Raw genomic sequence first — 20,389 nt, 5'->3', positions numbered from 1 at the left:
CTCGCCGCTGTGTTTCAGAAGCGGGTTTGTACCGCCAGTTCAAAGGTGCGCGGCGTGCCCAGGTAATACGCCGGCGACACATGGGCGAATTCGGCATACACCTCGTTGGTCAGGTTGCGCACCCGGCCGGTGACGGTGGTTTGCGAATCGACCTTGTAGCTGAGGAAACTCCCGAACAACGTGTACGACGGCACGGTCATGGTGTTGGCATTGTCTGCATACACCGAGGCCACGTACCGCGCATCAACCCCGCCTTGCCACTGTGGGGAAAAGTCATAGGTCAGCCATAGATTACCGACCCGGTCCGGCACATTGGTCGGCGTGTTGCCCTTGCGTGAAACCACCACGCCGGCGGCGTTCTTCTCGTTGAACTCATCGTACTGCGCATCGACCCAGGCGAAGTTGCCCTCGGCCAGCAGCTTGTCGGTGATCCGCAGGGAGCTGGCAATCTCGACGCCTTTGGACGTCTGCTGGCCGACTGGAATGCTGTTGGTCGGGTCCAGAGGATCGGTGACGGCAAAGTCCTTGCGCTCGATGGTGTAAGCCGCGACCGTCGCCGAACCGCGCCCGTTCAGGTAGTCGAACTTGCTGCCGATTTCCCATTGCTTGCCCGTTGAAACATCGAAGTCCTGAGTGCCATTGGGTTGTTCGGCGGCCGTGCTGTATTGCACATAGACATTGGCTGACGGAATGAACTGGTAGGTCAGGCCGACGCGGCCGGTGACCGGTTCCCAGCTGCGCTTGAGATGGCGCGGGTTGCTCGCTGTCACCACACGATGGTTGGTCACGTCCAGGTCTATGTCGTCATAGCGCAAACCCGTGAGCAACGAAAGCTTGTCGGTCAGTGCCAGACGGTTTTCAGCGAACAAAGCTTTGGTGGTGACCTCGTTGGTCTTGTCACTGACAAAACCGGGCTTCGTGCCCGGAATGTCATAGAAATGCCCCGGACGATAATTGTTCGGGTCCACGGTGCTGGCGCCTTTGACGTTGAGCGGCGAATTGGTGGTCTGGTTGACCTTGTATTCGAAGCCGCCGGACCAGGTGGTGGCGAGGCCGAACAGGATGTTGTCATGGCGCAGTTCGAACTGGTTGCCGTCCTGCTCACCCTGATGCCGGACCTGATACGCAGTGGAGCGGTTCACGGCGCTGTTGTCGGCGTTGTATTGATAGGTTTCGAGGTTGCGGTAATCACGCTGGCTGTCGAGGTGATAGAGCGTGTTGCGCAGGGTCGTGCTGTCGTTGATCCGGTAGTCGATGATCGAGCGCACCCAGATCGTCCGCTGTTCGTAGCGACCGTCCTCGACGTTGTAATTGTTGAAGCGGTTGTGCCGGTCAATTTTCAACTCGCCAGCCTTGGGGTTGAGCACCGGGGTGCCCCAGTAAGGGCTGTCTTCGTGTTCGTCCTGATATTCCAGGGCCAGGGTGTGCGACAGGTTCGGCGTCAGGTCGCTGAGCAGCGAGAACGCCATGCTCCAGGCATCGCGCTCCTGACGGTCGATGTAGCCGTTGCTGGTGTTGTGGCTGACGTCGAGGCGCGCGTAATGCTGCACGTCGGCGCCGGGCTGGCTCAGGGCGTGGTTGAGGCCGAACGCGGTTTCGGTAGTGTCGTAGGTGCCGTAGCTGACCCGGCCTTCGGCGGCTTGCTCGTCGCGAGTGGCCAGTTTGGTCACGTAGTTCAGCGAACCGCCGACCGAGCCTGCACCGTTGATCAGCGACGACGGGCCGCCAACCAGTTCCACCCGGTCATAGATCCACGAGTCCACCGGCCGTGCCAATCCGCCAGAGACATTGATGCCGTTGAACATCTGGGTGATCTGGCTGCTGGTAAAGCCGCGATAGGAGACGAATCCGCCAAAGCCAGGCGGCGCACTGGCGTTCACGCCCGGCAGAGTGTTGGCCGCGTCCTGAAAGTTTTGCGAGCCATGGCGCTCGATGTCATTGCGATTGGCGATGGCCACCGAGGCCGGGGTGTCGCGCACGCTCAAACCGAGGCGTGAAGCCATGCCGCTGGACTGGTCGAGGCTTAGTCCAGGTTCGGCGGCGGATTCGCCGTCGATGGTGATCGGCGCTAGATCCACGGTGGATTGCGCCCATACGTTTACGGACAGGCAGCCGCACAGGCTCGCCAGCAAGGTAAGTTGTTTCATCGTTTGAATCCTGAATGCTTGTCTAGGAGTCAGCGCACAGGCGAGCGCAACGCGTTGGCGTAGTGGGCTGACAAATCAAAATGGCAAAGTCACTCAGGCGAGCGGCGGGGCGCGGGGGTTGGCCGAAGGCCAGGTGAAGCGGGCAGGGAGGTCGGCGCTGACGATGACTGGCAGCGGCGGACTGTGTTGTTCCGGCAGGATCGCCAGGGTCAGGCTGGAGTTGAACGCCGGGCCCATGCCGCCAGTGGAGCACAGCGGACAACCGAAAGCCTTGGCCAGGGTTGGCAGTTTTTCTTCGGAAGGATTGGACGCGAGTGGCGCCTGGGTGCTCGGGTCGACGGCGCAGAACTGGCCACCGATTCCGTTGAGCTGCATCCCGACCATTTGCCCGTGACCGATGCTGCAGGCGAACACGTTGAACAGGACGCAGCAATAGAGCATCCAGGCCAGCAGTGAGCGATCGGAACGGGTAAATTTCATGGGGCGGCACTTTACCGCACCGCCGACCGGTCGTGCACATGGAAAAATGCCGGCTAGGATGTTTTGTTCAAGCCTCTTGAAAGGATTCTCGACCATGACCTTTGTGTTGGCTCAATGGCTGGTGACGATATTTGCGGCGATCAGCCTGATGCATGTGTATTGGGCGATGGGTGGGCAATGGGCGGCCGTGGCGGTGATACCGCAGGTCCCGGTGGATAACGGCGGGCTGACCCTCAGGCCGGCGTTCAAGGCGTCAGGCTGGATCACGCTGGTGGTGGCGGCGGCCCTGCTACTGATTGCCGCACTGGTTTGCATGAGGGTGGGCTGGTGGTTTTCCCCGGTGCATCACTGGGCGTTGCAATGGGTGATCAGTGCGATTGCGCTGCTGATGTTTGCGAGGGCGATCGGCGATTCGGAACTGGTGGGTTTCTTCAAGGAAGTGAAGGGATCGCGGTTTGCCCGGCTCGACACTTGGGTCTACTCGCCGCTGTGTCTGATATTGGGAGCCGGGCTGTTGGCCGTTGCCTGGATCTAGCTGCCGCTCTCGGTGCGTCGGCTGCTCACTTCAGCCGGCACATCGTCCCCGGCCATGCGCTTGCGGAACAACGCCGCCCGCGCCAGCAGCAGGGTGGTCACCGGCACGGTAATCGCCAGCAGGATCGGGATCAGCCACGCGTGCAGCACCGGCCCGGACTTGAGCGCGGAAAAACAGATGATCGACGCCAACGCCACGCACCACGCGCCCAGGGTCGAGGCCAGCGCCGGCGGGTGCATGCGCTGGAAGTAGTCCTTCATCCGCAGCAGGCCGGTCGCGCCGATCAGGGCAAACACGCCGCTGAGTACCAGCAGGATCGCCACCGGGATTTCCACCCACAGAGACAATTCAGCGTTCATTCGATCACCTCGCCACGCAGCAGGAATTTCGCCAGGGCAAACGAGCCGACGAAACCGAACAGCGCGATCAGCAGCGCCGCTTCGAAATAGGTGTCGCTGGAGTAACGAATCCCCAGGGTCAGCATCATCAGCATGGCGACGATGTACAGGTAGTCCAGCGCCAGTACCCGGTCCTGTGCCGATGGCCCTTTGAACAGGCGGATCAGTGTCAGCACCATCGCCAGCGAGAACAGGAACAGCGTCAGCAGAATCGCATTCGACAGCAGCGGGCTCATTCGAAAATCTCCATCAACGGCTGCTCGTAAGTGACCTTGAAGTGCTCGATGAATTGCGCCTCGTCATCCAGATCCCAGACGTGCAGCAACAGAATGCTGCGATCCAGCGCCAGTTCCGACCACACCGTGCCGGGCACGACCGTACAGATCATCGACAGCGCCGCCAGACCGTTGGCATCGCGAAGGTCCAGCGGCACCTTGACGAATCGTGAGCGGGGTGGCCGGCGACCGGCGTTGAGAACGCCCCAGGCCACTTGCAGGTTGGAGACGATCACGTCGCGCCCGACCAGCAGAAACAATCGCAGGATTGTGCCGGGGCGGCGGATATGGATCTGTTGCGGGCGCAACTTGCGCATCATCAGCGGCGCGCAGAAACCCAGTGCCGCCCCCAGCAGCAGGTTGCCGGGGCTGATCGACAGGTTCAGCACCAGCCACAGCAACCACAATGCAAGCGACAGCCACGGAGCAGGGAACAGGCGCTTCATGGTTGCACCTCCAGCAGCGCAGCCTTGGCTTCCGGGCTCGGTACGGCGCGAGTGCCAAGCACCGCCATCACGTATTGCTGCGGGTTGTTCAACGCATCTGCGGCGGCCTGGGTGTAACGCAGCAGCGGTTCAGCCTTGAAGGTCAGGGCGATGCTCAGGCCGAGCAGCAGGAAAATCGGCGTGCATTCCAGTTTGCGCAACACGGGCGACGGGCGTTCCTCCGGCGACCAGAAGCGCTGGATGCCCAAGCGCGAGAACGCCATCAGCGAGCCGAGTCCGGTCAGGATCAACAGTGCCAGCAACGCCCAGGCAGCATTCGAGATCGGTTCGCCAGTGCCGAGCCCCAACGGATTGAGCAGGGCGCCGATCAGGCTCAGCTTGCCGATGAACCCCGACAGCGGCGGCATGCCGATGATCAGCAGTGCGCAGGCAATGAAGCTCAGGCCGAGGAAGGCCATGGTCCACGGAATCACCTGGCCGACCACGGCTTTCTGGTCATCGTCGAGGTTGATGCCCTTGACTGGCGGCTGCCATTGCTGCGGACGCGGCAGCAGCTCGTTTTCGTCTTCCAGCGGCACTTCGACGGCGGTGCGTGAACGTTCGATGAGTTCCGCCAGCAGGAACAGCGCGCTCAGCGCCAGGGTCGAGCTGACCAGATAGAACAGCGCCGCGCCGATCAGGTTCGGCTGGGCGAAACCCACGGCCGAAAGCAGAATGCCCGCCGACACCAGAATGCTCAGGCTGGCCATGCGTTCCAGGCGTTGTGCGGCGATGATCGCCACGCCGGCGCAGAGCATGGTCGCCATGCCGCCGTAGATCAGCCAGTCACCGCCGAAGTAGGCCGAAGCGCCGGCCTGACCGGAGAACAGCAGCGTCCACAGGCGCAGCAAGGTGTAGACGCCGACTTTGGTCATGATCGCGAACATCGCCGCCACCGGTGCACTGGCCGAGGAATAGGCCGGTACCAGCCAGAAGTTCAGCGGCCACATCCCGGCCTTGGCCAGGAACGCCACCGCCAGAATCGCCGCGCCGGCATGCAGCAAGCCGCGGTCGGCTTCCGGCACCAGCGGAATCTTCATGGCGAGGTCGGCCATGTTCAATGTGCCGGTGACGCCGTAGATCAGCGCCGCGCCAATCAGGAACAGTGACGAGGCCAGCAGGTTGATCGAAATGTAATGCAGCCCCGACGACACCCGCGCCCGGCCCGAGCCGTGGAGCAGCAAACCGTAGGACGCCGCGAGCAGCACCTCGAAGAACACGAACAGGTTGAACAAGTCCGCCGTCAGGAACGCGCCGTACAGGCCCATCAACTGAATCTGGAACAATGCGTGGAAACTCGAACCTGCGCCGTCCCAGCGGGCCATGGCGAACAGCAGGGCGCTGACGCCGATGATCCCGGTCAGTACCAACATCAACGCCGATAGCCGATCGACCACCAGCACGATGCCGAACGGCACCTGCCAGTTGCCCGGCAGGTAGACACCGATGGAACCGGGCACGCCGGTGGTCTGGGTCCATTGCAGCAACAGCAGGGAAACCACAAGGCCCAGCATGGTGGAGAACAGGTTGATCTTCGCCTTCAGCGGCCGGTGCTTTTCGCCAAGCATCAGCATGATGGCGGCGGTCAGCAGCGGCAGCAGAATCGGTGCGGCGATCAGGTGTGTCATCGCCGTCATTCCTTGGGCTCCCTTCCGTCAACGTGGTCGGTGCCGGTCAGGCCCCGCGATGCGAGCAGCACCACGAGGAACAGCGCGGTCATGGCGAAACTGATGACAATGGCCGTCAGTACCAGCGCCTGAGGCAACGGGTCGGTGTAGTTGAGCAGGTCCTGAGGTACTCCGTCCTTGATGATCGGTTCTTTGCCGATGAACAGGCTGCCCATGCTGAAGATGAACAGGTTGACGCCGTAGGACAGCAGGCACAGGCCCATGACCACCTGGAATGTCCGCGGACGCAGGATCAGCCAGACCCCGGACGCGGCGAGCACGCCGATGGCGATTGCGATGACTTCTTCCATCAGACGGCTCCTTTGATGGCAGCGGTTTTGTGACCCCGGACCGACTGGTGGGCGAGGGCGGTGAGGATCAACAGTGTTGAACCGACCACCACTGCATACACGCCGATGTCGAAGAACAATGCACTGGCGATATGGATATCGCCCAGCACCGGCAGACTGAAGTGCCAGGTATGCGTGGTGAGGAACGGATAGCCCACCAGCATTGCGCCGAGACCGGTGACCGTGGCGAACAGCAGTCCGGTACCCATCCAGCGCAACGGTCGCAGGCTCATTTGCGCCTCCACCCATTGGGTGCCGGCGACCATGTATTGCAGGATGAACGCCACCGACATCACCAGACCGGCGACGAAGCCGCCACCCGGCTGGTTGTGTCCACGCATGAACAGATAGAACGACACCACCAGTGCAATGGGCAGCAGCAGGCGCACCAGCACCGCCGGCACCATCATGAAGCCGAGCGCGGTGTCGCTGGCCGAACGCGGGTTGACCAGATCGGTGACCACGTCCGGCGCCAGCAGGCGTTGCTGGGCTGGCAGTTGCAGGCTTTCTTTCGGTGGGCGGAAGCGGCGCAGCAGGGCGAACACGGTCAGCGCCACGGCTACCAGTACGGTGATTTCCCCGAGGGTGTCGAAACCACGGAAGTCCACCAGCATCACGTTGACCACGTTGCTGCCGCCACCTTCAGGCAAGGCGCGGCTCAGATAGAACGAGGAAATGTCGTTCGGCGTCTGCCGGGTCAGCATCGCGTAGGACAGCAGCGCCATGCCACCGCCGACGGCAATCGACAGCAGCAAGTCGCGCAAACGCCGTACTCGCGCCTTGCGCAGGCTGCTTGGCAACGGCGAAACCTCTTCGATCCGCCGTGGCAGCCAGCGCAGGCCGAGCAGGATCAGCACCGTGGTCACCACTTCGACCACCAGTTGCGTCAGGGCCAGATCCGGTGCCGAGAACCAGACGAAGGTCACGCAGGTCATCAGCCCGCAGACGCTGACCATGGTCAGGGCGGCGAGACGGTGATACTTGGCCTGCCACGCGGCGCCGAGGGCGCAGGCGATTGCCAGCAGCCACAGGGTCACGAACACGATGGAGCCGGGAATTTTCGGCCGGTCGCCCCAGCTCAGGCTGCTGTGCAGCATCGGGATCAGCCCGGCGAGCACCGCCGCCAGCACCATCAGGAACAGCTGGGTTTGCAGGCGTTTGGTGCCGATCCGCCGTTCCAGTCGGCGAGCCAGACGCATCATCGCCACCAGGCTGCGCTCGAACAGGCGCTTGCCGTTGAAGCGGCCCACCAGCGGCGGGAACTTGAAGCGGCCGCGCTTGAGCTGGTTGCGCAGCAGCAGATAGACCACGATGCCGCCGGACATGGCGATCAGGCTCATGATCATCGGTGCGTTGAGACCGTGCCAGATCGCCAGGCTGTACTCCGGAAGTACGCCGCCGACTACCGGCAGTGCAGCCGCCGCCAGCAACGGGCCGACGATCTGGGCCGGGAAAATCCCTACCAGCAGGCAGGTGAACACCAGCAGTTCAACCGGTGCACGCATCCAGCGTGGCGGTTCGTGCGGGGTGTGGGGCAGGTCGGTGGCGGTGGGGCCGAAGAACACGTCGACGGTGAAACGCAGCGAGTAGGCAACGCTGAACGTGCCGGCGATGGTCGCGACGATTGGCAGTGTCGCTTCAACCCACGCGGTGGCGTTGATGAACACGGTTTCGGCGAAGAACATCTCTTTCGACAGGAAACCGTTGAGCAGCGGCACGCCGGCCATGGAGGCACTGGCCACCATCGCCAGCGTGGCGGTGAACGGAATCAGTTTGAACAGGCCGTTGAGTTTGCGGATATCGCGGGTGCCACTTTCGTGGTCGATGATCCCGGCGGCCATGAACAGCGAAGCCTTGAAGGTCGCGTGGTTGAGAATGTGGAATACCGCGGCGACCGCTGCCAGCGGACTGTTCAGGCCCAGCAGCAACGTGATCAGGCCGAGGTGGCTGATGGTCGAGTATGCCAGCAGACCCTTGAGGTCGTTCTGGAACATCGCGCAGTACGCGCCGAGCAACAGAGTGGCGGCACCAGCGCCGCTGACGATGTAGAACCATTCTTCGCTGCCGGACAGCGACGGCCACAACCGTGCAAGCAGGAAGACCCCGGCCTTGACCATGGTCGCCGAGTGCAGATAGGCCGAAACCGGTGTCGGCGCCGCCATCGCGTGGGGCAGCCAGAAGTGGAAGGGGAACTGGGCGCTTTTGCTGAGGGCGCCGATGAGAATGAGGGGAAGCAGGATGGGGTAGAGGGCATGTGCACGAATCAGATCGCCGGCGGCCAGGACCTTGTCCAGGTCATAGCTGCCGACCACATGGCCGAGGATCATGACCCCCGCCAGCAGGCACAATCCTCCCGCACCGGTGACCATCAGCGCCATGTAGGCGCCGCGCCGGGCGTCGTGACGATGGTGCCAGTAGCCGATCAACAGGAACGAGAAGAGGCTGGTCAGCTCCCAGAAAAACACGATCTGGATCAGGTTGCCGGAAATCACCAGCCCGAGCATGGCGCCCATGAAGGCCAGGAAGAACGCGAAGAAACGCGGCACCGGATCATCCGGCGACATGTAATAACGGGCATATAAGGAAACGAGGGTGCCGATGCCCAGCACCAGCATCGAGAACAGCCAGGCGAAGCCGTCCATGCGCAGGACGAAGTTCAGGCCCAGGCTGGGCAGCCACGTAAACTCTTCGCGGATCACGCCGCCGTGGGCAATTTGCGGGTACAGCATGGCGACCGAGACAGTCCCGATCAAAGCGACCAGGCCCGCCAGCAGGGATTCGGCGTTACGTGCGTTGTGCGGCAGCACGGCTGCCAGACAGCTGCCCACAAAAGGCAGAAGCAGTAGAACTATCAGGGACATAGGCTTCTAATCTGCGGAAGTTTGTGAAGCATCATACGTGCCAGCTCCCGGATCGCCAAACGCGAGGATGTCTCTGAATCCTACAAGGTAGTCGTAAAAACCCCGCTTAGCCTTCTGTCTTGCGCTCGAACTCTTCTGTGACCGCTTGTGTCGCTTTGCCCTTGGTCTTCAGCTCACTGACAATCACCGCTGCCACAATCAGTCCTGCGCCCACCAGCGCAATCGCTGGCAGACGCTCGCCGGCAATCCGCCCGGCGATCCCGGCCCATACAGGTTCACCGGCGTAGATCAGGGTTGCGCGGGTTGGCGAAACACTTTTCTGCGCCCAGTTCATGGCCACCTGGATTGCCGCACTCATCGCGCCCAACCCCAGGGCTGTGCTCAGTAGCAGCCAGGAAAAATCGGGAATCGCCTCACCGGTCGGCACCACCATCAGAAACGACAATGCCGAAGTCGTCGCCAGTTGCACCACCGTCACCCGGCGCACATCGACCTGGCCCGCATAGGTGCTGATCAGGATGATCTCGGCCGCTATGGCGATGGCACTGATCAGCGTGGCGATTTCACCGGGACTGAAATTCAAGGAAGCGCCGGACGGCCCCGACAGCAGCATCAACCCGGTAAACGCCAGCATGATGCCGATGCTCGGCATCAAGCCCGGACGCCGGCCCAGCACCAGCCATTGCAGCAAAGGCACAAACGGCACGTACAGCGCAGTGATGAACGCCGACTGGCTGCTCGGAATGCTCTGCAAGCCAACGGTCTGCAAACCATAACCGAGCAGGATTGCCACGCCGATGAAGGCGCCGGCCTTGAGTTCGAACAGGGTCAGCTCACGCAGGTGCTTCCACGAAAACAGCGCCACGATGCTCGCCGCTGCGGCAAAGCGCAGGCCGACGAAAAACATCGGGCCGCTGACGGTCATCGCGTGCTGCACCAGCAGAAAGGTGCCGCCCCACAGCATGGTGATCAGCACGAGCACGCACTCGGCTTTGCTGAAACGGGAAAACCGCAGGGGAGTTTGGGGGGAGTTGGCTGACGTCATGATCTTGCGCACTTTTGAAGAGGGGACGCACAATGCGCCAAATGTTGCGCAGTATACTGCCCAACCCCAGCCAGTGAGCAATATAGTGCACAAAGATTCTGTTCAGCGGGCTTCGGTCCTGCAACACGTCAGCCAGAACGTCCGGCGCCTGCGTCACGCCGCCGACATGAGCCAGACGACTCTCGCGGAAAAGTCCGGGGTCAGTCGACGCATGTTGGTGGCGATAGAAGCCGGCGAGAAAAACGTCAGCCTGACCACCCTCGACCGCGTGGCCGAAGCCCTCGAAGTAGCGTTCAGCGATCTGATCCAGGCCCCGGACAATCGCGACCCGAGCCGGATCAACGAACTGGCCTGGGCCGGCAGCATTCCAGGCAGCAAAGCGGTGCTGTTGTCCAAGGCAGCCGCCACCCGGGAAGTGGAACAGTGGGAATGGTGTTTGCAACCAGGGGAGGTCTACCCCTCGCAAGCCGATGCCGAAGGCTGGAGCGAGCAGATTTTCGTGTTCGAGGGCTGCCTGACCCTGATGCTCGGCGACCAGCCGCAGTACATCGCCGCCGGGGAGTTTTTCATGTTCGCCAGCAACCAGCCTCACACCTATCGCAACGATGGGGAAGTCGCGGCGCGCTTTGTGCGTAATGTGGTGATCTGACTGTTGCGGGGCCGACAGCGGATAAACAGTTTGTTCTTTCTTATGTGCAGATTGCTTTAGGTTTATTCCTCAATTTATTGATAAATAACGAAAATATATTCAGGCACGACTCCTGCTATGGGTTCTGGATCCTCATCCGGAAACCACGGAGTCGCCTCACATGACCGCTTCAAATCAAACCGCTAAACGCCTCCTCAACATCGGGAGTGCCGCTTGATGCCCCGCGAAATTCGCCTCAACGCCTTCGACATGAACTGCGTCGGTCACCAGTCGCCGGGTCTGTGGGCGCATCCGCGTGACCGCTCCTGGCAGTACAAGGATCTGGAGTACTGGACCGATCTGGCGAAAATACTCGAGCGCGGCAAGTTTGATGGATTGTTCATCGCCGACGTGCTCGGCATCTACGACGTGTACAACGGCAACGGCGAAGCGGCGATCCGGCAGGCGGCGCAGGTGCCGGTCAACGATCCGCTGCAATTGATCCCGCCGATGGCGCTGGTGACCGAGCACCTGGGGTTCGGTCTGACCGCTTCGTTGTCCTTCGAGCATCCGTATCCCTTCGCCCGACGCCTGTCGACCCTTGATCACCTGACCAAGGGCCGTGCCGGCTGGAACATTGTGACCTCTTATCTGGAGAGCGGCGCGAAGAACATCGGCCAGCAAGCCCAGACCGAGCACGACGCGCGTTACGACTTCGCCGAGGAATACCTGGAGGTCTGCTACAAGCTCTGGGAAGGCAGTTGGGAAGAGGGTGCGATTTTGCGGGATCGCGAGCGGCGAATTTTCAGTGAGCCGAGCAAGATCCACGAGATCCGCCACCACGGTAAACACTTCCAGGTGCCGGGCATTCACCTTTGCGAACCGTCGCCGCAGCGCACGCCGGTTCTCTATCAGGCAGGCGCATCCAGTCGGGGCAAGCAGTTCGCAGCCGAGCATGCCGAATGCGTGTTTGTCGCGGCACCGTCCAAGGTGCTGCTGAAAAAGACTGTGGCCGACATCCGCCGCCGCGCCGCCGAGGCCGGGCGCGATCCGTCGAAGATCCTGATCTTCAACCTGCAAACCGTGATCCTCGGCGAGACCGATGCCAAGGCCAAAGCCAAGTTCGAAGAATACAAATCCTGGGTCAGTTACGAGGGCGCGATGGCGTTGATCTCGGGCTGGACCGGTATCGACTTCAGCCGCTTCAAACCGGACGAACCGCTCAAGCACGTGCACACCAACGCGATTCAATCGGCGGTCGAAGCGTTTTCGACAGCGGATCCGAACAAGGTCTGGACTCCGAATGAACTGGCCGACTGGGCCGGCATCGGCGGTTTCGGACCGTTGTTCGTCGGCAGTCCGGAAACGGTGGCGGATCTGCTACAGGAATGGGTCGAAGAAACAGACGTCGACGGCTTCAACCTGGCCTACGCACTGACCCATGAAACCTTCATCGACGCCGTGGAATTGCTGGTGCCTGAGTTGCAGAAGCGTGGCGTCTACAAGACCGATTACGCGCCGGGGACGTTGCGCGAAAAGCTGTTTGGCGAAGGAGCGAGGTTGCCGGAGATTCATCCGGGCAGCGGATATCGAAATCTGGGCGAGCTGCATCGGCAGGAGAAAAAGGTCGCGTCTGTCTAGACTCGCTCGCAGCGTCTGCACGACACTGACTTGAGCAAACCCTTGGCAGCGAGAACGGCATGACTCAAACCGATACGACCGCGATCCGTCACGCCGACATCCTGATTGTCGGCGGCGGTCTCAGCGGCGCAATGCTGGCGGTGCAACTGCTGCGCCTGCCGGGCCGGCGTCAGATTCTGGTGATCGAGCCCCGGGCCGAACTGGGCCGGGGTGAAGCGTACAGTGCTGTGGAGCTGGGCCACACGCTCAACGGTAACGCGGCGCGGATGAGCGTCGACCCGGACAATGCCGACGACCTGACTCAATGGCTGACCGAACACATTGCCGGCGGCGGCTGGCCGGAGTCGGATCAGCAGCATGTGCCGGTCAGTGAACTGTTTCCGCCACGGGGGCTGTTCGGTGTCTACGTGCAGCAGCGACTGGCCGAGGCGCAGCAGGTGGGCGCGGAGCATGGTTCGACGGTCGAACATGTTCGCGCCGAAGTGGTTGATGTGCAGACTTCGGCCGATTCGGTGCAGCTCACCTTGAGCGATGGCCAGCGACTGCAAGGCGCTTTTGCGGTATTGGCGACCGGGATGTTCCCGGCTGCCCGTACGCCGCAAAAGCAATCCAGCGGCCTCAACGCTGCGGGGCTCGATCCGTGGGATGTAAGCGCCATGCGCCAGCTCGATCCGCAATCGACGGTACTGATCATCGGCTCCGGCCTGACCATGGTCGATGCCGTGGTTTCGCTGGAGCAGGCTGGTCATCGTGGGCCGATCGAGGTGTATTCCCGGCATGGGCTGCTGCCCCATGTGCGTCGGCAACCGCCGGCGTGGGTGGATTTCCTCGCCGAGGATCACAGCATCCGCACGCCACGCCAGTTACTGCGTGAATTGCGTCGGCATTGCCGGGATGCCATCGAACAAGGCATCGACTGGCAGGCGCCGCTGGATACGGTGCGCGCGCATATCGGTCGGTTGTGGAGCCAGGCGAGCGACGTGCAGCGCCGGCAGTTCGTGCGGCATGTGCGGCCGTGGTGGGAAAGCCATCACCATCGCTCGCCGCCGCTGAGTGCAGAGCTGGTCGAGCGCCTGCATCGCGAAGGGCGTCTGCGGATTCACGCCGCGTCCTATAAAGGCCTTGAACCGGCGTCTGGCGGTGGCGTCGGCATTCGCGTCCGCAGTCGGGGCGAGAGTGAAACGCACGTGGTGCAAGGCGCGGCGCTGATCAATTCCAGTGGTATCGAATACGATTGGCGCCGGGTGGACCGGCCTTTGCCGCAGCAGTTGCTGGCCCGTGGTCTGGTGCAGCCGGGGCCGTTGGCGCTGGGAATTGCGGCGGCAGTGGACGGTGCGGTGCTGGATGCGCAGGGAAAGGTGTCACAACGACTGTTCGCGATGGGCCCGCCACTGAGAGGGATGTGGTGGGAAAGTACGGCAGTGACCGATGTTGCGTCGCAGGCCAAGGCGTTGGCCGCGCGGCTGGTGGCTCAATAGTCGTAGGCGAATCCGGAGTCGTTTTGCGCGACGTAAAGATTCTGCTCCACACTGCCCCTGGCCTCACGGTCAATGCCAACGGTATCGACATTCAGGGTGCCGGTCATGGCGACAGCCGGCCCGTGGCCATGTGCGCTGGCGATTGCGGCGGAAGTGGCACCGATCAGGGCGACGATAAACCCAAGGGCAATGAAGTCTTTCATGGGTCTGTACCAGAAAGTGGGAGGAAGATGACTGCCACTTTAGGGCTACAGACGCCAGAAGAAAAAACACCTTTTCAGATAGTTGTTATCAAAGACGTTGATGCGTGATCAGCGCGGCAGGGTATTGCTCAGCCAGCGCTGGCGAATTTTCTCCAGACGGCCGTCGGCGCGCAGCGTGTCCAGCGCCTGTTGCCAGCGTGCCACCTGTTTGGGATCGGTCTGGCGGGAGAACGCGATATAAGTGTCGCGCTTCATCAGCGGTATCTGATACTGCAAACGCCCCGGCTCCATGCCTTGCTCGCGGGCGAGGGCCGCACTGGACAGTGTGTCGGACACCACGAAGTCGGTTCGCCCGAGACTGAACAGACGCATCATCTGCTCCGGGGTTTCCACGCCATAGAGGTTGCTCAGATCCTGTTCCTGCAGATAGCTGTAGACCAGCCATTTGCGCGGCACGGTGATCCGCCCCAGGTGATCAGCCTCGCGCAGGCTGCGGACCGGTGGCTGGAAGTTGTCGTGGGCATACAGCGCAGTTTCCACTTCGATCAGTGGCCCGACCCATTGATAGCGGTCATCCCGTGCGTCGGTGCGCAGCACGGTAAATACGCCGGTGTTCGGCGTCTCGCTGGCCATGCGCAGGGCACGCAGCAATGGCACTTGCTGCAGGTGAATGTGATCGCCGGTCTGCGCTGCCAGGGCCTGCACCACATCCACGCCGAAGCCCACCAGTTGATCGCCCTGCAGGAAATGCAGCGGAGGATGGTTGTCGGTGAGCAGTTGCAGATCTGCCGCATTGGCTGTCAGGGCCAGAAGAGACAACAGGCAGGCGGCAAAACGTTTCATGGATCGTCCCTGAAAATTCAATCGCCCAGCTTAGTACGCGCGCGCGGTGGCTGTCGTGGGGAATCAGCGGGGCTTTTGTGTCAGAGAACAGGGCGGTTTGGTAGTGGCGATGCGCCTTGTGGGAGCGCGTGTGCTCCCACAAGGCTGCATCCATCACTAAGGGTCAGGACACCACGCGATAGCACGGCACATACGCCGCGCCCCCCGGCAGTTTCATCCGGTGCTGGGCGACGAAGGCTTTGAGCAGCAGATCAAGCGGTTGCATGATCGCGGCGTCGCCCCGGATCTGATACGGCCCGTGCTCTTCGATCAGGCGAATGCCCTTGTCCTTGACGTTGCCGGCAACGATCCCGGAGAAGGCGCGGCGCAGGTTGGCCGCCAGTTCATGGGCCGGCTGATCGCGGTGCAGCTTGAGGTTGGCCATGTTTTCGTGGGTCGGATCGAACGGGCGCTGGAAGCCTTCGTCGATCTTCAGCAGCCAGTTGAAGTGGAACGCGTCGTTGCGTTCGCGGCGGAACTGCTTCACGGCTTTGAGACCTGCAGTCATTTGGCGCGCCACTTCGGCCGGGTCGTCGATGATGATTTCGTAGTGCTGCTTTGCCGCCTCGCCGAGGGTGGCGGTGACGAAGGCGTCCAGTTGTTCCAGGTACGGCGCGGCATGTTTCGGCCCGGTGAGAATTACCGGGAACGGCAGGCCGGCGTTGTCCGGGTGCATCAGGATGCCCAGCAGGTACAGGAATTCTTCGGCAGTACCGGCGCCGCCCGGGAAGATGATGATGCCGTGGCCGACGCGGACGAAGGCTTCCAGGCGCTTTTCGATGTCCGGCAGGATCACCAGCTCATTGACGATCGGGTTCGGCGCTTCGGCGGCAATGATGCCCGGCTCGGTCAGGCCCAGGTAGCGACCGCCGTGGATACGCTGTTTGGCGTGGGCGATGGTCGCGCCTTTCATCGGGCCTTTCATCACGCCCGGGCCGCAGCCGGTGCAGATGTCGAGGCTGCGCAGGCCCAGTTCGTGGCCGACTTTCTTGGTGTATTTGTATTCTTCGGTATTGATCGAGTGGCCGCCCCAGCACACGACGATTTTCGGCTCGACGCCCGGACGCAGGGTGCGTGCGTTGCGCAGCAGGTGGAAGACGTAGTCGCTGATGCCCTGGGAGGTGCTGAGGTCGATGCTCAGGGCGTCGAGCTCGTTTTCGGTGTAGACGATGTCACGCAGGGCGCTGAACAGCATTTCCCGGGTGCTGGCGATCATTTCGCCGTCGACGAAGGCGTCGGCCGGGGCGTTCAGCAGTTCCAGGCGCACGCCACGATCTTGCTGGTGGATGCGGATTTCGAAGTCTTTGTAGGCTTCCAGAATAGTTTTTGCGTTGTCGACATGAGCGCCGGTGTTGAGGATGGCCAGGGCGCACTGGCGGAAGAGGGTGTAGGTGCTGCCGGTTCCGGCCTGGCTCAGTTGCTGAACTTCACGTTGGGAAAGGGTTTCGAGGCTGCCTTTTGGGCTGACCGAGGCATTGATTACGTGTCGTTGGGTCATGCAGTGATCCTTAAAACGATGTCATTGCCGGCCTGGCCAATGGCATCCGAATAGAGTGTATCCATGAATGAAGATGGCACGATCTGCGTGGTATCGCCATGTCCCCCGCTGGACGATGAAAAGATGAAAAGGAGCTCCAGCATAGCTAAATCCGCCTCAGAGGCGATAATGCGCCGGCCTCTTTTTATTTCAAGCCATGGAAGCCTGTCGCGATGTTCGAGATTCAACCGATCGATGCCATCACCTATCGCCAGCAGACCCGGCGCAGCACGCTGATTATCGCGGTGCTGTTCCTGGTGTTGGCGATGGCGTTTTCGACCGTGGCGGTGGCGCTGTTCGGCGAACCGGGCGGGGATAACCTGCGGTTCAATGTCGGCGGGGTGTTCGGCGCATTCCTGCTGACGGCGGCGTTGTTGCGCGGGCGATTCTGGAATCAGACATGGATGGCCCCGGCGGTGTATGGCTGGCGGCTCAAGCGCAGCCTGATGAGTGTCACCAATGTCATGCATCAGGTGACGGCTGCGGTCGAGAAGGACGATCCGACGGCGATGAAGGTGCTGCGTTTCTATCACCAGGGCCTGACGCAGATGCACGAACTGGACGGCAACTCCAGCGATCATGGGCAATTGCACCGGGAAGTCGAAGCGCACAAGGCTCGGATGGAAGCGCTCGGTCTGGACACCGATCAGACGCGCCTCGATCCGGCCTGGCTGGAAACCTTGAAGTCGCGTTAAAACGGAATGCGTGCAGCGCGGCGCAGTTGCCACTGGCGGATCAGACGCCCGTACACCAGCAGGTTGATCACCAGCACCACGCTGCCCAGCGCTAGTTGAATCTGCGGGGTCAGCCCCGCCGGGTAGATGATCGGCCAGACGTAATGCTCGATGAAACCGCCGGCATACTCGGTTTGCCCGGCGGCGTGGCGCATCAGGTTTTCCCAGTAGGTCAGCGGGCAGGTCAGGTGCAACACCTCGACCATCACGCCCCAGGTGGCGGCCGGCAAATGCAGCCAGGCCACTCGGTGCCACTTGAGCACCAATAGCCCGCCAAACAGCACGAACAGAATGAAGGAAAGGTGAAACAGCACCAGCCCGTCGGCGGCAATTCGATACAGCATGTCGTCTCCCTGACGCAGATGTGAATGGCTGTCATGGTACGCCGCTAACCGGTTTGCAGCTGGGCGATTTGCGGCAACTGCGCAAGATTGTTCAAGCCATGAAAAGGCATTTACTGGCAGAGTCCGGGTCTTGTCTCACGGTTGAAGAGCGTTATGTCTGACTCATTAATGCCGCGCAGTGCCTTTCTTCGCGGAGCCGCGGCGATCATGCCGTTATCCCTGGCGACCGCGCCGTGGGGGCTGCTGGCCGGCTCCATGGCGATCGAAGCCAATCTCACGCCACTGCAAGGGCAGGGCTTGTCCACCATCGTGTTTGCCGGCGCTGCGCAGCTGGTGGCGATCGGCATGCTCAAGGGCGGTGCCGGGGTTTTCTCGATTCTGCTGACCACGCTGCTGCTGACTTCGCAGCATTTGCTTTACGGCATGAGCATGCGCCACGTGATTTCGCCGTTGCCGGGGCGCTGGCGCATCGGCCTGGGTTTTTTGCTCACCGATGAACTGTTCGCCCTGACCAGCCAGCACGACCGTCAGCAATTCAATCGCTGGTATGCCTTGGGCGTCGGCCTGACGTTCTACATCGCCTGGAACCTCTTCACCCTGGCCGGCATTGTGCTCGGCAGCAGCATTCCGGGGCTTGAACACCTGGGGCTGGATTTCTCGATTGCCGCGACCTTCATCGCCCTGATCACCCCGGTGGTGCGCAATGTGCCGACGGTGGTTTGCGTGGCGGTGTCGCTGTTCTGCTCGGTGTTGTTCAGTTACTGGCAGTGGGGTTCGGCGCTGGTGCTGTCGGGGCTGGCGGGAATGATGGCCGGGTTTATCTGCAACAAGCTGTATCGGGAGCGCACATGATGATCTGGGCAGTGATTTTCGGTATGGGGATTCTGGTGTTCCTCAACCGCTATGTGTTTCTCGAACCGCGCCTGCCGGTGCGTTTGAGCAGCAATGCGCGGCAGTTTCTCGGTTTCGCCGTGCCGGGCATGTTGACCGCGATTTGCGGGCCGATTGTGTTCATGCCGGACAAACAGCTGAATTTGCAGTGGGACAATCCCTATTTGCTGAGTTCGTTAGTCGCCATCGGACTCGTGATCTACACGCGTAATACGTTGCTTAGCATGCTGTTGAGCATGGCGTTCTTCTTTCTGTTGCGCTGGTGGTTGTAAGTTGCCTGTCTGAATCTGTTCTACGCTGTAAGGATGACTGATGACTTATGACAGCGAGGTGAACATGGCAACCGAGCAGAATCGTCCCGAAGAAGATGAAGAACCGAGCGAAGAAGAGATCGAGCGGGAGAAACACAAGGAGCAGACCTGGAAACACGACGACAGCCGCGAATTGTCCGATCGCGACCAGGAACGCCCGCTGAAACCCTGAACGCCACAACGAAAAAGCCCCGCGGTTGCGGGGCTTTTTCGTTTCATCAAAGATCGTCCAGCTGTGTGAAATCGGGGTGTGACGCCCGATAACCCAAGGTCTTGTCGATCCAGGCATTCAGCTCGTTGACCATCACCGGCGGGTGGCAGGGATAGTTTTGGAGAGTGGTGCGCAGGAGGCGGTCGATCTCGGGTACGTCACGCAGGTTTCGAGTCTTTATGTAGTGGGCGATAAAACAGTCGAGTTGAAAGCGTTCTGTCATGGACAGATAAATACACTCCAGGCCGTTGGCCTGTTTGATTGCAAAATCGTCGCGCAACTTAGTTCTCTGCAAGGCTTGTAAGTTTGTAGGGTATTCCCGGTTTGTTGACTCTTTGGTCAACTGGTATGCCAATAGGAAATGCGGCGCGCATGCTATCTGTAGTGTTACTAAATGTATGTATGACGATTGAAATGTCAGACAGGCGGTTGGTTTTAATCAAACGACTGATTCAATGATTGTTTCGAGTTTGAAACACTCACTGTAATGAACGGTTCTCACATGCTGCGTGATATCAATTTGACTCACGTCTTCCGACTATTCGATAGACGTGCTGGCCCACAAAATATTTAACCCACTACTTCAATCAACTCCGCACCCTGATTGCGTGAGTTGCCGACAGCTTTGCCGACTTTGTGCCATTCGAACGCTTCGCTGCCCAACCCTTCGAACAGGAGCATTTGCTCGGCACGCTCCAGGGGCGTGGCCGGGTCGAGCCATTCCCGCGCGCCCTCGGCAGACAACACGATGGGTCGGCGATCATGCAGATCGAGCAAGCCACCCTCGCTGTCGGCGGTGATGATCACAAAGCCGTCGTCTTCCCGTGGTTCTGATCCGGGTGTCGGAAACTGGCCGATGGCGGCGCAGAAAACCGGTTGATGATCGAGTCGATGGATCAGCCAGGGTTGGCGGCTCTTGTCCGGCCCGTCGACCCACTCGAACCAGTTGTCGACCGGCACGATCAGGCGATGACGCCAGATCGCCCGAAAGAACGGGCCGTGAACGACCTTTTCGACCCGCGCATTGATCGGTGCCGCGCGATCCCTGGCCCAGTGCGGGCGCCAGCCCCAGCGCAGGTTGTCGGCGTACAGGCGTTGTTCGTGTTGATGAAGAATGGCCAGCGCGGTGGTGGGCGCCGCGTTGTAGCGTGCCAGCGGTGTATCGCCGACATGATTGATCAGCGCATCGGGAATGTTCAGCACCGCGACGAAATCGTGGATGCCCCGGTATTGCGAAAGTCTTCCGCACATTGGCCGAACCTCCGGCGAACACTGCCTGAAGGTTC

The 20,389-nt window shown here is 61.2% G+C and carries 23 protein-coding genes; 8 read left to right on the top strand and 15 right to left on the bottom strand.

Annotated features, from left to right (window positions below):
- Positions 1–14 precede the first annotated feature (14 nt).
- Positions 15–2,147 (bottom strand): TonB-dependent receptor, encoded by a 2,133-nt coding sequence (locus DLD99_RS16825; RefSeq protein ID WP_114883730.1) that lies wholly within the window; start codon positions 2,145–2,147, stop codon positions 15–17.
- A 93-nt stretch (positions 2,148–2,240) separates the two neighbouring features.
- Complete coding sequence (locus tag DLD99_RS16820; RefSeq protein WP_096820149.1) at positions 2,241–2,627, bottom strand: DUF2946 domain-containing protein; 387 nt, start codon at positions 2,625–2,627, stop codon at positions 2,241–2,243.
- Positions 2,628–2,721: 94 nt separating this feature from the next.
- Here DLD99_RS16820 and DLD99_RS16815 point away from each other — a divergent pair, with 94 nt between their 5' ends.
- On the top strand, positions 2,722–3,162 hold the full coding sequence (locus tag DLD99_RS16815) for a DUF3995 domain-containing protein (RefSeq protein ID WP_114883728.1): 441 nt from the start codon (positions 2,722–2,724) through the stop codon (positions 3,160–3,162).
- Here DLD99_RS16815 and DLD99_RS16810 read toward each other — a convergent pair.
- The 7 genes from DLD99_RS16810 to DLD99_RS16780 form a co-directional block, all read right to left on the bottom strand.
- Positions 3,159–3,521 carry a Na+/H+ antiporter subunit G gene (locus DLD99_RS16810; protein WP_085711416.1) on the bottom strand — a complete coding sequence of 121 codons (363 nt, stop codon included), beginning with the start codon at positions 3,519–3,521 and terminating at the stop codon, positions 3,159–3,161. The two genes, DLD99_RS16815 and DLD99_RS16810, sit on opposite strands and share 4 nt — an antisense overlap.
- Positions 3,518–3,796, bottom strand: coding sequence for a K+/H+ antiporter subunit F (locus tag DLD99_RS16805; protein WP_003225959.1), 279 nt, complete (start codon positions 3,794–3,796; stop codon positions 3,518–3,520). The genes DLD99_RS16810 and DLD99_RS16805 overlap by 4 nt, the downstream gene beginning before the upstream one ends.
- Positions 3,793–4,281, bottom strand: coding sequence for a Na+/H+ antiporter subunit E (locus DLD99_RS16800; protein WP_114883726.1), 489 nt, complete (start codon positions 4,279–4,281; stop codon positions 3,793–3,795). Before DLD99_RS16800 ends, DLD99_RS16805 begins: the two co-directional genes overlap by 4 nt.
- The gene (locus DLD99_RS16795) at positions 4,278–5,957 is read right to left on the bottom strand and encodes a monovalent cation/H+ antiporter subunit D (protein WP_085731959.1); all 1,680 of its coding nucleotides are present in this window, start codon (positions 5,955–5,957) and stop codon (positions 4,278–4,280) included. The genes DLD99_RS16800 and DLD99_RS16795 overlap by 4 nt, the downstream gene beginning before the upstream one ends.
- Complete coding sequence (locus tag DLD99_RS16790; protein ID WP_003192163.1) at positions 5,954–6,298, bottom strand: Na+/H+ antiporter subunit C; 345 nt, start codon at positions 6,296–6,298, stop codon at positions 5,954–5,956. Before DLD99_RS16790 ends, DLD99_RS16795 begins: the two co-directional genes overlap by 4 nt.
- Positions 6,298–9,198 (bottom strand): monovalent cation/H+ antiporter subunit A, encoded by a 2,901-nt coding sequence (locus tag DLD99_RS16785; RefSeq protein ID WP_114883724.1) that lies wholly within the window; start codon positions 9,196–9,198, stop codon positions 6,298–6,300. The genes DLD99_RS16790 and DLD99_RS16785 overlap by 1 nt, the downstream gene beginning before the upstream one ends.
- A 106-nt stretch (positions 9,199–9,304) precedes the next feature.
- A complete protein-coding gene (locus DLD99_RS16780) occupies positions 9,305–10,243 on the bottom strand; it encodes a DMT family transporter (RefSeq protein ID WP_114883722.1) in 939 nt (312 codons plus the stop codon).
- A gap of 85 nt (positions 10,244–10,328) precedes the next feature.
- On the opposite strand from DLD99_RS16780, the gene DLD99_RS16775 reads away from it, so the two are divergent.
- The 3 genes from DLD99_RS16775 (at position 10,329) to DLD99_RS16765 (ending at position 13,990) form a co-directional block, all read left to right on the top strand.
- A complete protein-coding gene (locus DLD99_RS16775; protein ID WP_114883720.1) occupies positions 10,329–10,892 on the top strand; it encodes a helix-turn-helix domain-containing protein in 564 nt (187 codons plus the stop codon).
- Between the two features lie 216 nt (positions 10,893–11,108).
- Positions 11,109–12,512, top strand: a complete 1,404-nt coding sequence (locus tag DLD99_RS16770) for an LLM class flavin-dependent oxidoreductase (protein WP_114883718.1) — start codon at positions 11,109–11,111, stop codon at positions 12,510–12,512.
- Between the two features lie 59 nt (positions 12,513–12,571).
- Entirely contained in the window at positions 12,572–13,990 is a 1,419-nt protein-coding gene (locus DLD99_RS16765; protein ID WP_114883717.1) for an FAD/NAD(P)-binding protein, read from the top strand.
- Here DLD99_RS16765 and DLD99_RS16760 read toward each other — a convergent pair.
- The 3 genes from DLD99_RS16760 to ppnN form a co-directional block, all read right to left on the bottom strand.
- Positions 13,984–14,193, bottom strand: coding sequence for a hypothetical protein (locus tag DLD99_RS16760; protein ID WP_114883715.1), 210 nt, complete (start codon positions 14,191–14,193; stop codon positions 13,984–13,986). The two genes, DLD99_RS16765 and DLD99_RS16760, sit on opposite strands and share 7 nt — an antisense overlap.
- A gap of 108 nt (positions 14,194–14,301) precedes the next feature.
- Positions 14,302–15,036 carry a substrate-binding periplasmic protein gene (locus tag DLD99_RS16755; protein WP_114883713.1) on the bottom strand — a complete coding sequence of 245 codons (735 nt, stop codon included), beginning with the start codon at positions 15,034–15,036 and terminating at the stop codon, positions 14,302–14,304.
- 163 nt (positions 15,037–15,199) lie between these two features.
- A complete protein-coding gene (ppnN, locus tag DLD99_RS16750) occupies positions 15,200–16,573 on the bottom strand; it encodes a nucleotide 5'-monophosphate nucleosidase PpnN (RefSeq protein ID WP_085711405.1) in 1,374 nt (457 codons plus the stop codon).
- Between the two features lie 212 nt (positions 16,574–16,785).
- Here ppnN and DLD99_RS16745 point away from each other — a divergent pair, with 212 nt between their 5' ends.
- Entirely contained in the window at positions 16,786–17,307 is a 522-nt protein-coding gene (locus tag DLD99_RS16745; RefSeq protein WP_114883710.1) for a DUF3087 domain-containing protein, read from the top strand.
- Here the strand turns inward: DLD99_RS16745 and DLD99_RS16740 are convergent.
- Entirely contained in the window at positions 17,304–17,690 is a 387-nt protein-coding gene (locus DLD99_RS16740) for a DUF2784 domain-containing protein (RefSeq protein ID WP_114883708.1), read from the bottom strand. The two genes, DLD99_RS16745 and DLD99_RS16740, sit on opposite strands and share 4 nt — an antisense overlap.
- A gap of 153 nt (positions 17,691–17,843) precedes the next feature.
- On the opposite strand from DLD99_RS16740, the gene DLD99_RS16735 reads away from it, so the two are divergent.
- Genes DLD99_RS16735 through DLD99_RS29140 form a run of 3 tightly spaced genes read left to right on the top strand, consistent with a single transcriptional unit; the run spans position 17,844 to position 19,064 of the window.
- On the top strand, positions 17,844–18,542 hold the full coding sequence (locus DLD99_RS16735) for an AzlC family ABC transporter permease (RefSeq protein WP_114883706.1): 699 nt from the start codon (positions 17,844–17,846) through the stop codon (positions 18,540–18,542).
- Positions 18,542–18,853: an AzlD domain-containing protein gene (locus tag DLD99_RS16730; RefSeq protein ID WP_167443797.1), complete on the top strand. Its 312-nt coding sequence runs from the start codon at positions 18,542–18,544 to the stop codon at positions 18,851–18,853. The genes DLD99_RS16735 and DLD99_RS16730 overlap by 1 nt, the downstream gene beginning before the upstream one ends.
- A gap of 40 nt (positions 18,854–18,893) precedes the next feature.
- Positions 18,894–19,064 (top strand): hypothetical protein, encoded by a 171-nt coding sequence (locus DLD99_RS29140; protein ID WP_162803443.1) that lies wholly within the window; start codon positions 18,894–18,896, stop codon positions 19,062–19,064.
- A gap of 46 nt (positions 19,065–19,110) precedes the next feature.
- Here DLD99_RS29140 and DLD99_RS16725 read toward each other — a convergent pair whose 3' ends face one another.
- A complete protein-coding gene (locus tag DLD99_RS16725) occupies positions 19,111–19,383 on the bottom strand; it encodes a hypothetical protein (protein WP_085711400.1) in 273 nt (90 codons plus the stop codon).
- 290 nt (positions 19,384–19,673) lie between these two features.
- Positions 19,674–20,354 (bottom strand): SOS response-associated peptidase family protein, encoded by a 681-nt coding sequence (locus tag DLD99_RS16720; protein WP_114883703.1) that lies wholly within the window; start codon positions 20,352–20,354, stop codon positions 19,674–19,676.
- Between the last annotated feature and the right edge of the window lie 35 nt (positions 20,355–20,389).

Source organism: Pseudomonas kribbensis, assembly GCF_003352185.1.
Taxonomy (GTDB): domain Bacteria; phylum Pseudomonadota; class Gammaproteobacteria; order Pseudomonadales; family Pseudomonadaceae; genus Aquipseudomonas; species Aquipseudomonas kribbensis.
This window is presented reverse-complemented; position numbering and strand designations above follow the sequence as displayed.

Excerpts from the sequence above, each read along its gene's own strand:
- DLD99_RS16825 (WP_114883730.1), bottom strand. The coding sequence starts at position 2,147 with ATGAAACAACTTACCTTGCTGGCGAGCCTGTGCGGCTGCCTGTCCGTA.
- DLD99_RS16820 (WP_096820149.1), bottom strand. The coding sequence starts at position 2,627 with ATGAAATTTACCCGTTCCGATCGCTCACTGCTGGCCTGGATGCTCTAT.
- DLD99_RS16815 (WP_114883728.1), top strand. The coding sequence starts at position 2,722 with ATGACCTTTGTGTTGGCTCAATGGCTGGTGACGATATTTGCGGCGATC.
- DLD99_RS16810 (WP_085711416.1), bottom strand. The coding sequence starts at position 3,521 with ATGAACGCTGAATTGTCTCTGTGGGTGGAAATCCCGGTGGCGATCCTG.
- DLD99_RS16805 (WP_003225959.1), bottom strand. The coding sequence starts at position 3,796 with ATGAGCCCGCTGCTGTCGAATGCGATTCTGCTGACGCTGTTCCTGTTC.
- DLD99_RS16800 (WP_114883726.1), bottom strand. The coding sequence starts at position 4,281 with ATGAAGCGCCTGTTCCCTGCTCCGTGGCTGTCGCTTGCATTGTGGTTG.
- DLD99_RS16795 (WP_085731959.1), bottom strand. The coding sequence starts at position 5,957 with ATGACGGCGATGACACACCTGATCGCCGCACCGATTCTGCTGCCGCTG.
- DLD99_RS16790 (WP_003192163.1), bottom strand. The coding sequence starts at position 6,298 with ATGGAAGAAGTCATCGCAATCGCCATCGGCGTGCTCGCCGCGTCCGGG.
- DLD99_RS16785 (WP_114883724.1), bottom strand. The coding sequence starts at position 9,198 with ATGTCCCTGATAGTTCTACTGCTTCTGCCTTTTGTGGGCAGCTGTCTG.
- DLD99_RS16780 (WP_114883722.1), bottom strand. The coding sequence starts at position 10,243 with ATGACGTCAGCCAACTCCCCCCAAACTCCCCTGCGGTTTTCCCGTTTC.
- DLD99_RS16770 (WP_114883718.1), top strand. The coding sequence starts at position 11,109 with ATGCCCCGCGAAATTCGCCTCAACGCCTTCGACATGAACTGCGTCGGT.
- DLD99_RS16765 (WP_114883717.1), top strand. The coding sequence starts at position 12,572 with ATGACTCAAACCGATACGACCGCGATCCGTCACGCCGACATCCTGATT.
- DLD99_RS16760 (WP_114883715.1), bottom strand. The coding sequence starts at position 14,193 with ATGAAAGACTTCATTGCCCTTGGGTTTATCGTCGCCCTGATCGGTGCC.
- DLD99_RS16755 (WP_114883713.1), bottom strand. The coding sequence starts at position 15,036 with ATGAAACGTTTTGCCGCCTGCCTGTTGTCTCTTCTGGCCCTGACAGCC.
- ppnN (WP_085711405.1), bottom strand. The coding sequence starts at position 16,573 with ATGACCCAACGACACGTAATCAATGCCTCGGTCAGCCCAAAAGGCAGC.
- DLD99_RS16745 (WP_114883710.1), top strand. The coding sequence starts at position 16,786 with ATGTTCGAGATTCAACCGATCGATGCCATCACCTATCGCCAGCAGACC.
- DLD99_RS16740 (WP_114883708.1), bottom strand. The coding sequence starts at position 17,690 with ATGCTGTATCGAATTGCCGCCGACGGGCTGGTGCTGTTTCACCTTTCC.
- DLD99_RS16735 (WP_114883706.1), top strand. The coding sequence starts at position 17,844 with ATGTCTGACTCATTAATGCCGCGCAGTGCCTTTCTTCGCGGAGCCGCG.
- DLD99_RS16730 (WP_167443797.1), top strand. The coding sequence starts at position 18,542 with ATGATCTGGGCAGTGATTTTCGGTATGGGGATTCTGGTGTTCCTCAAC.
- DLD99_RS29140 (WP_162803443.1), top strand. The coding sequence starts at position 18,894 with ATGACTTATGACAGCGAGGTGAACATGGCAACCGAGCAGAATCGTCCC.
- DLD99_RS16720 (WP_114883703.1), bottom strand. The coding sequence starts at position 20,354 with ATGTGCGGAAGACTTTCGCAATACCGGGGCATCCACGATTTCGTCGCG.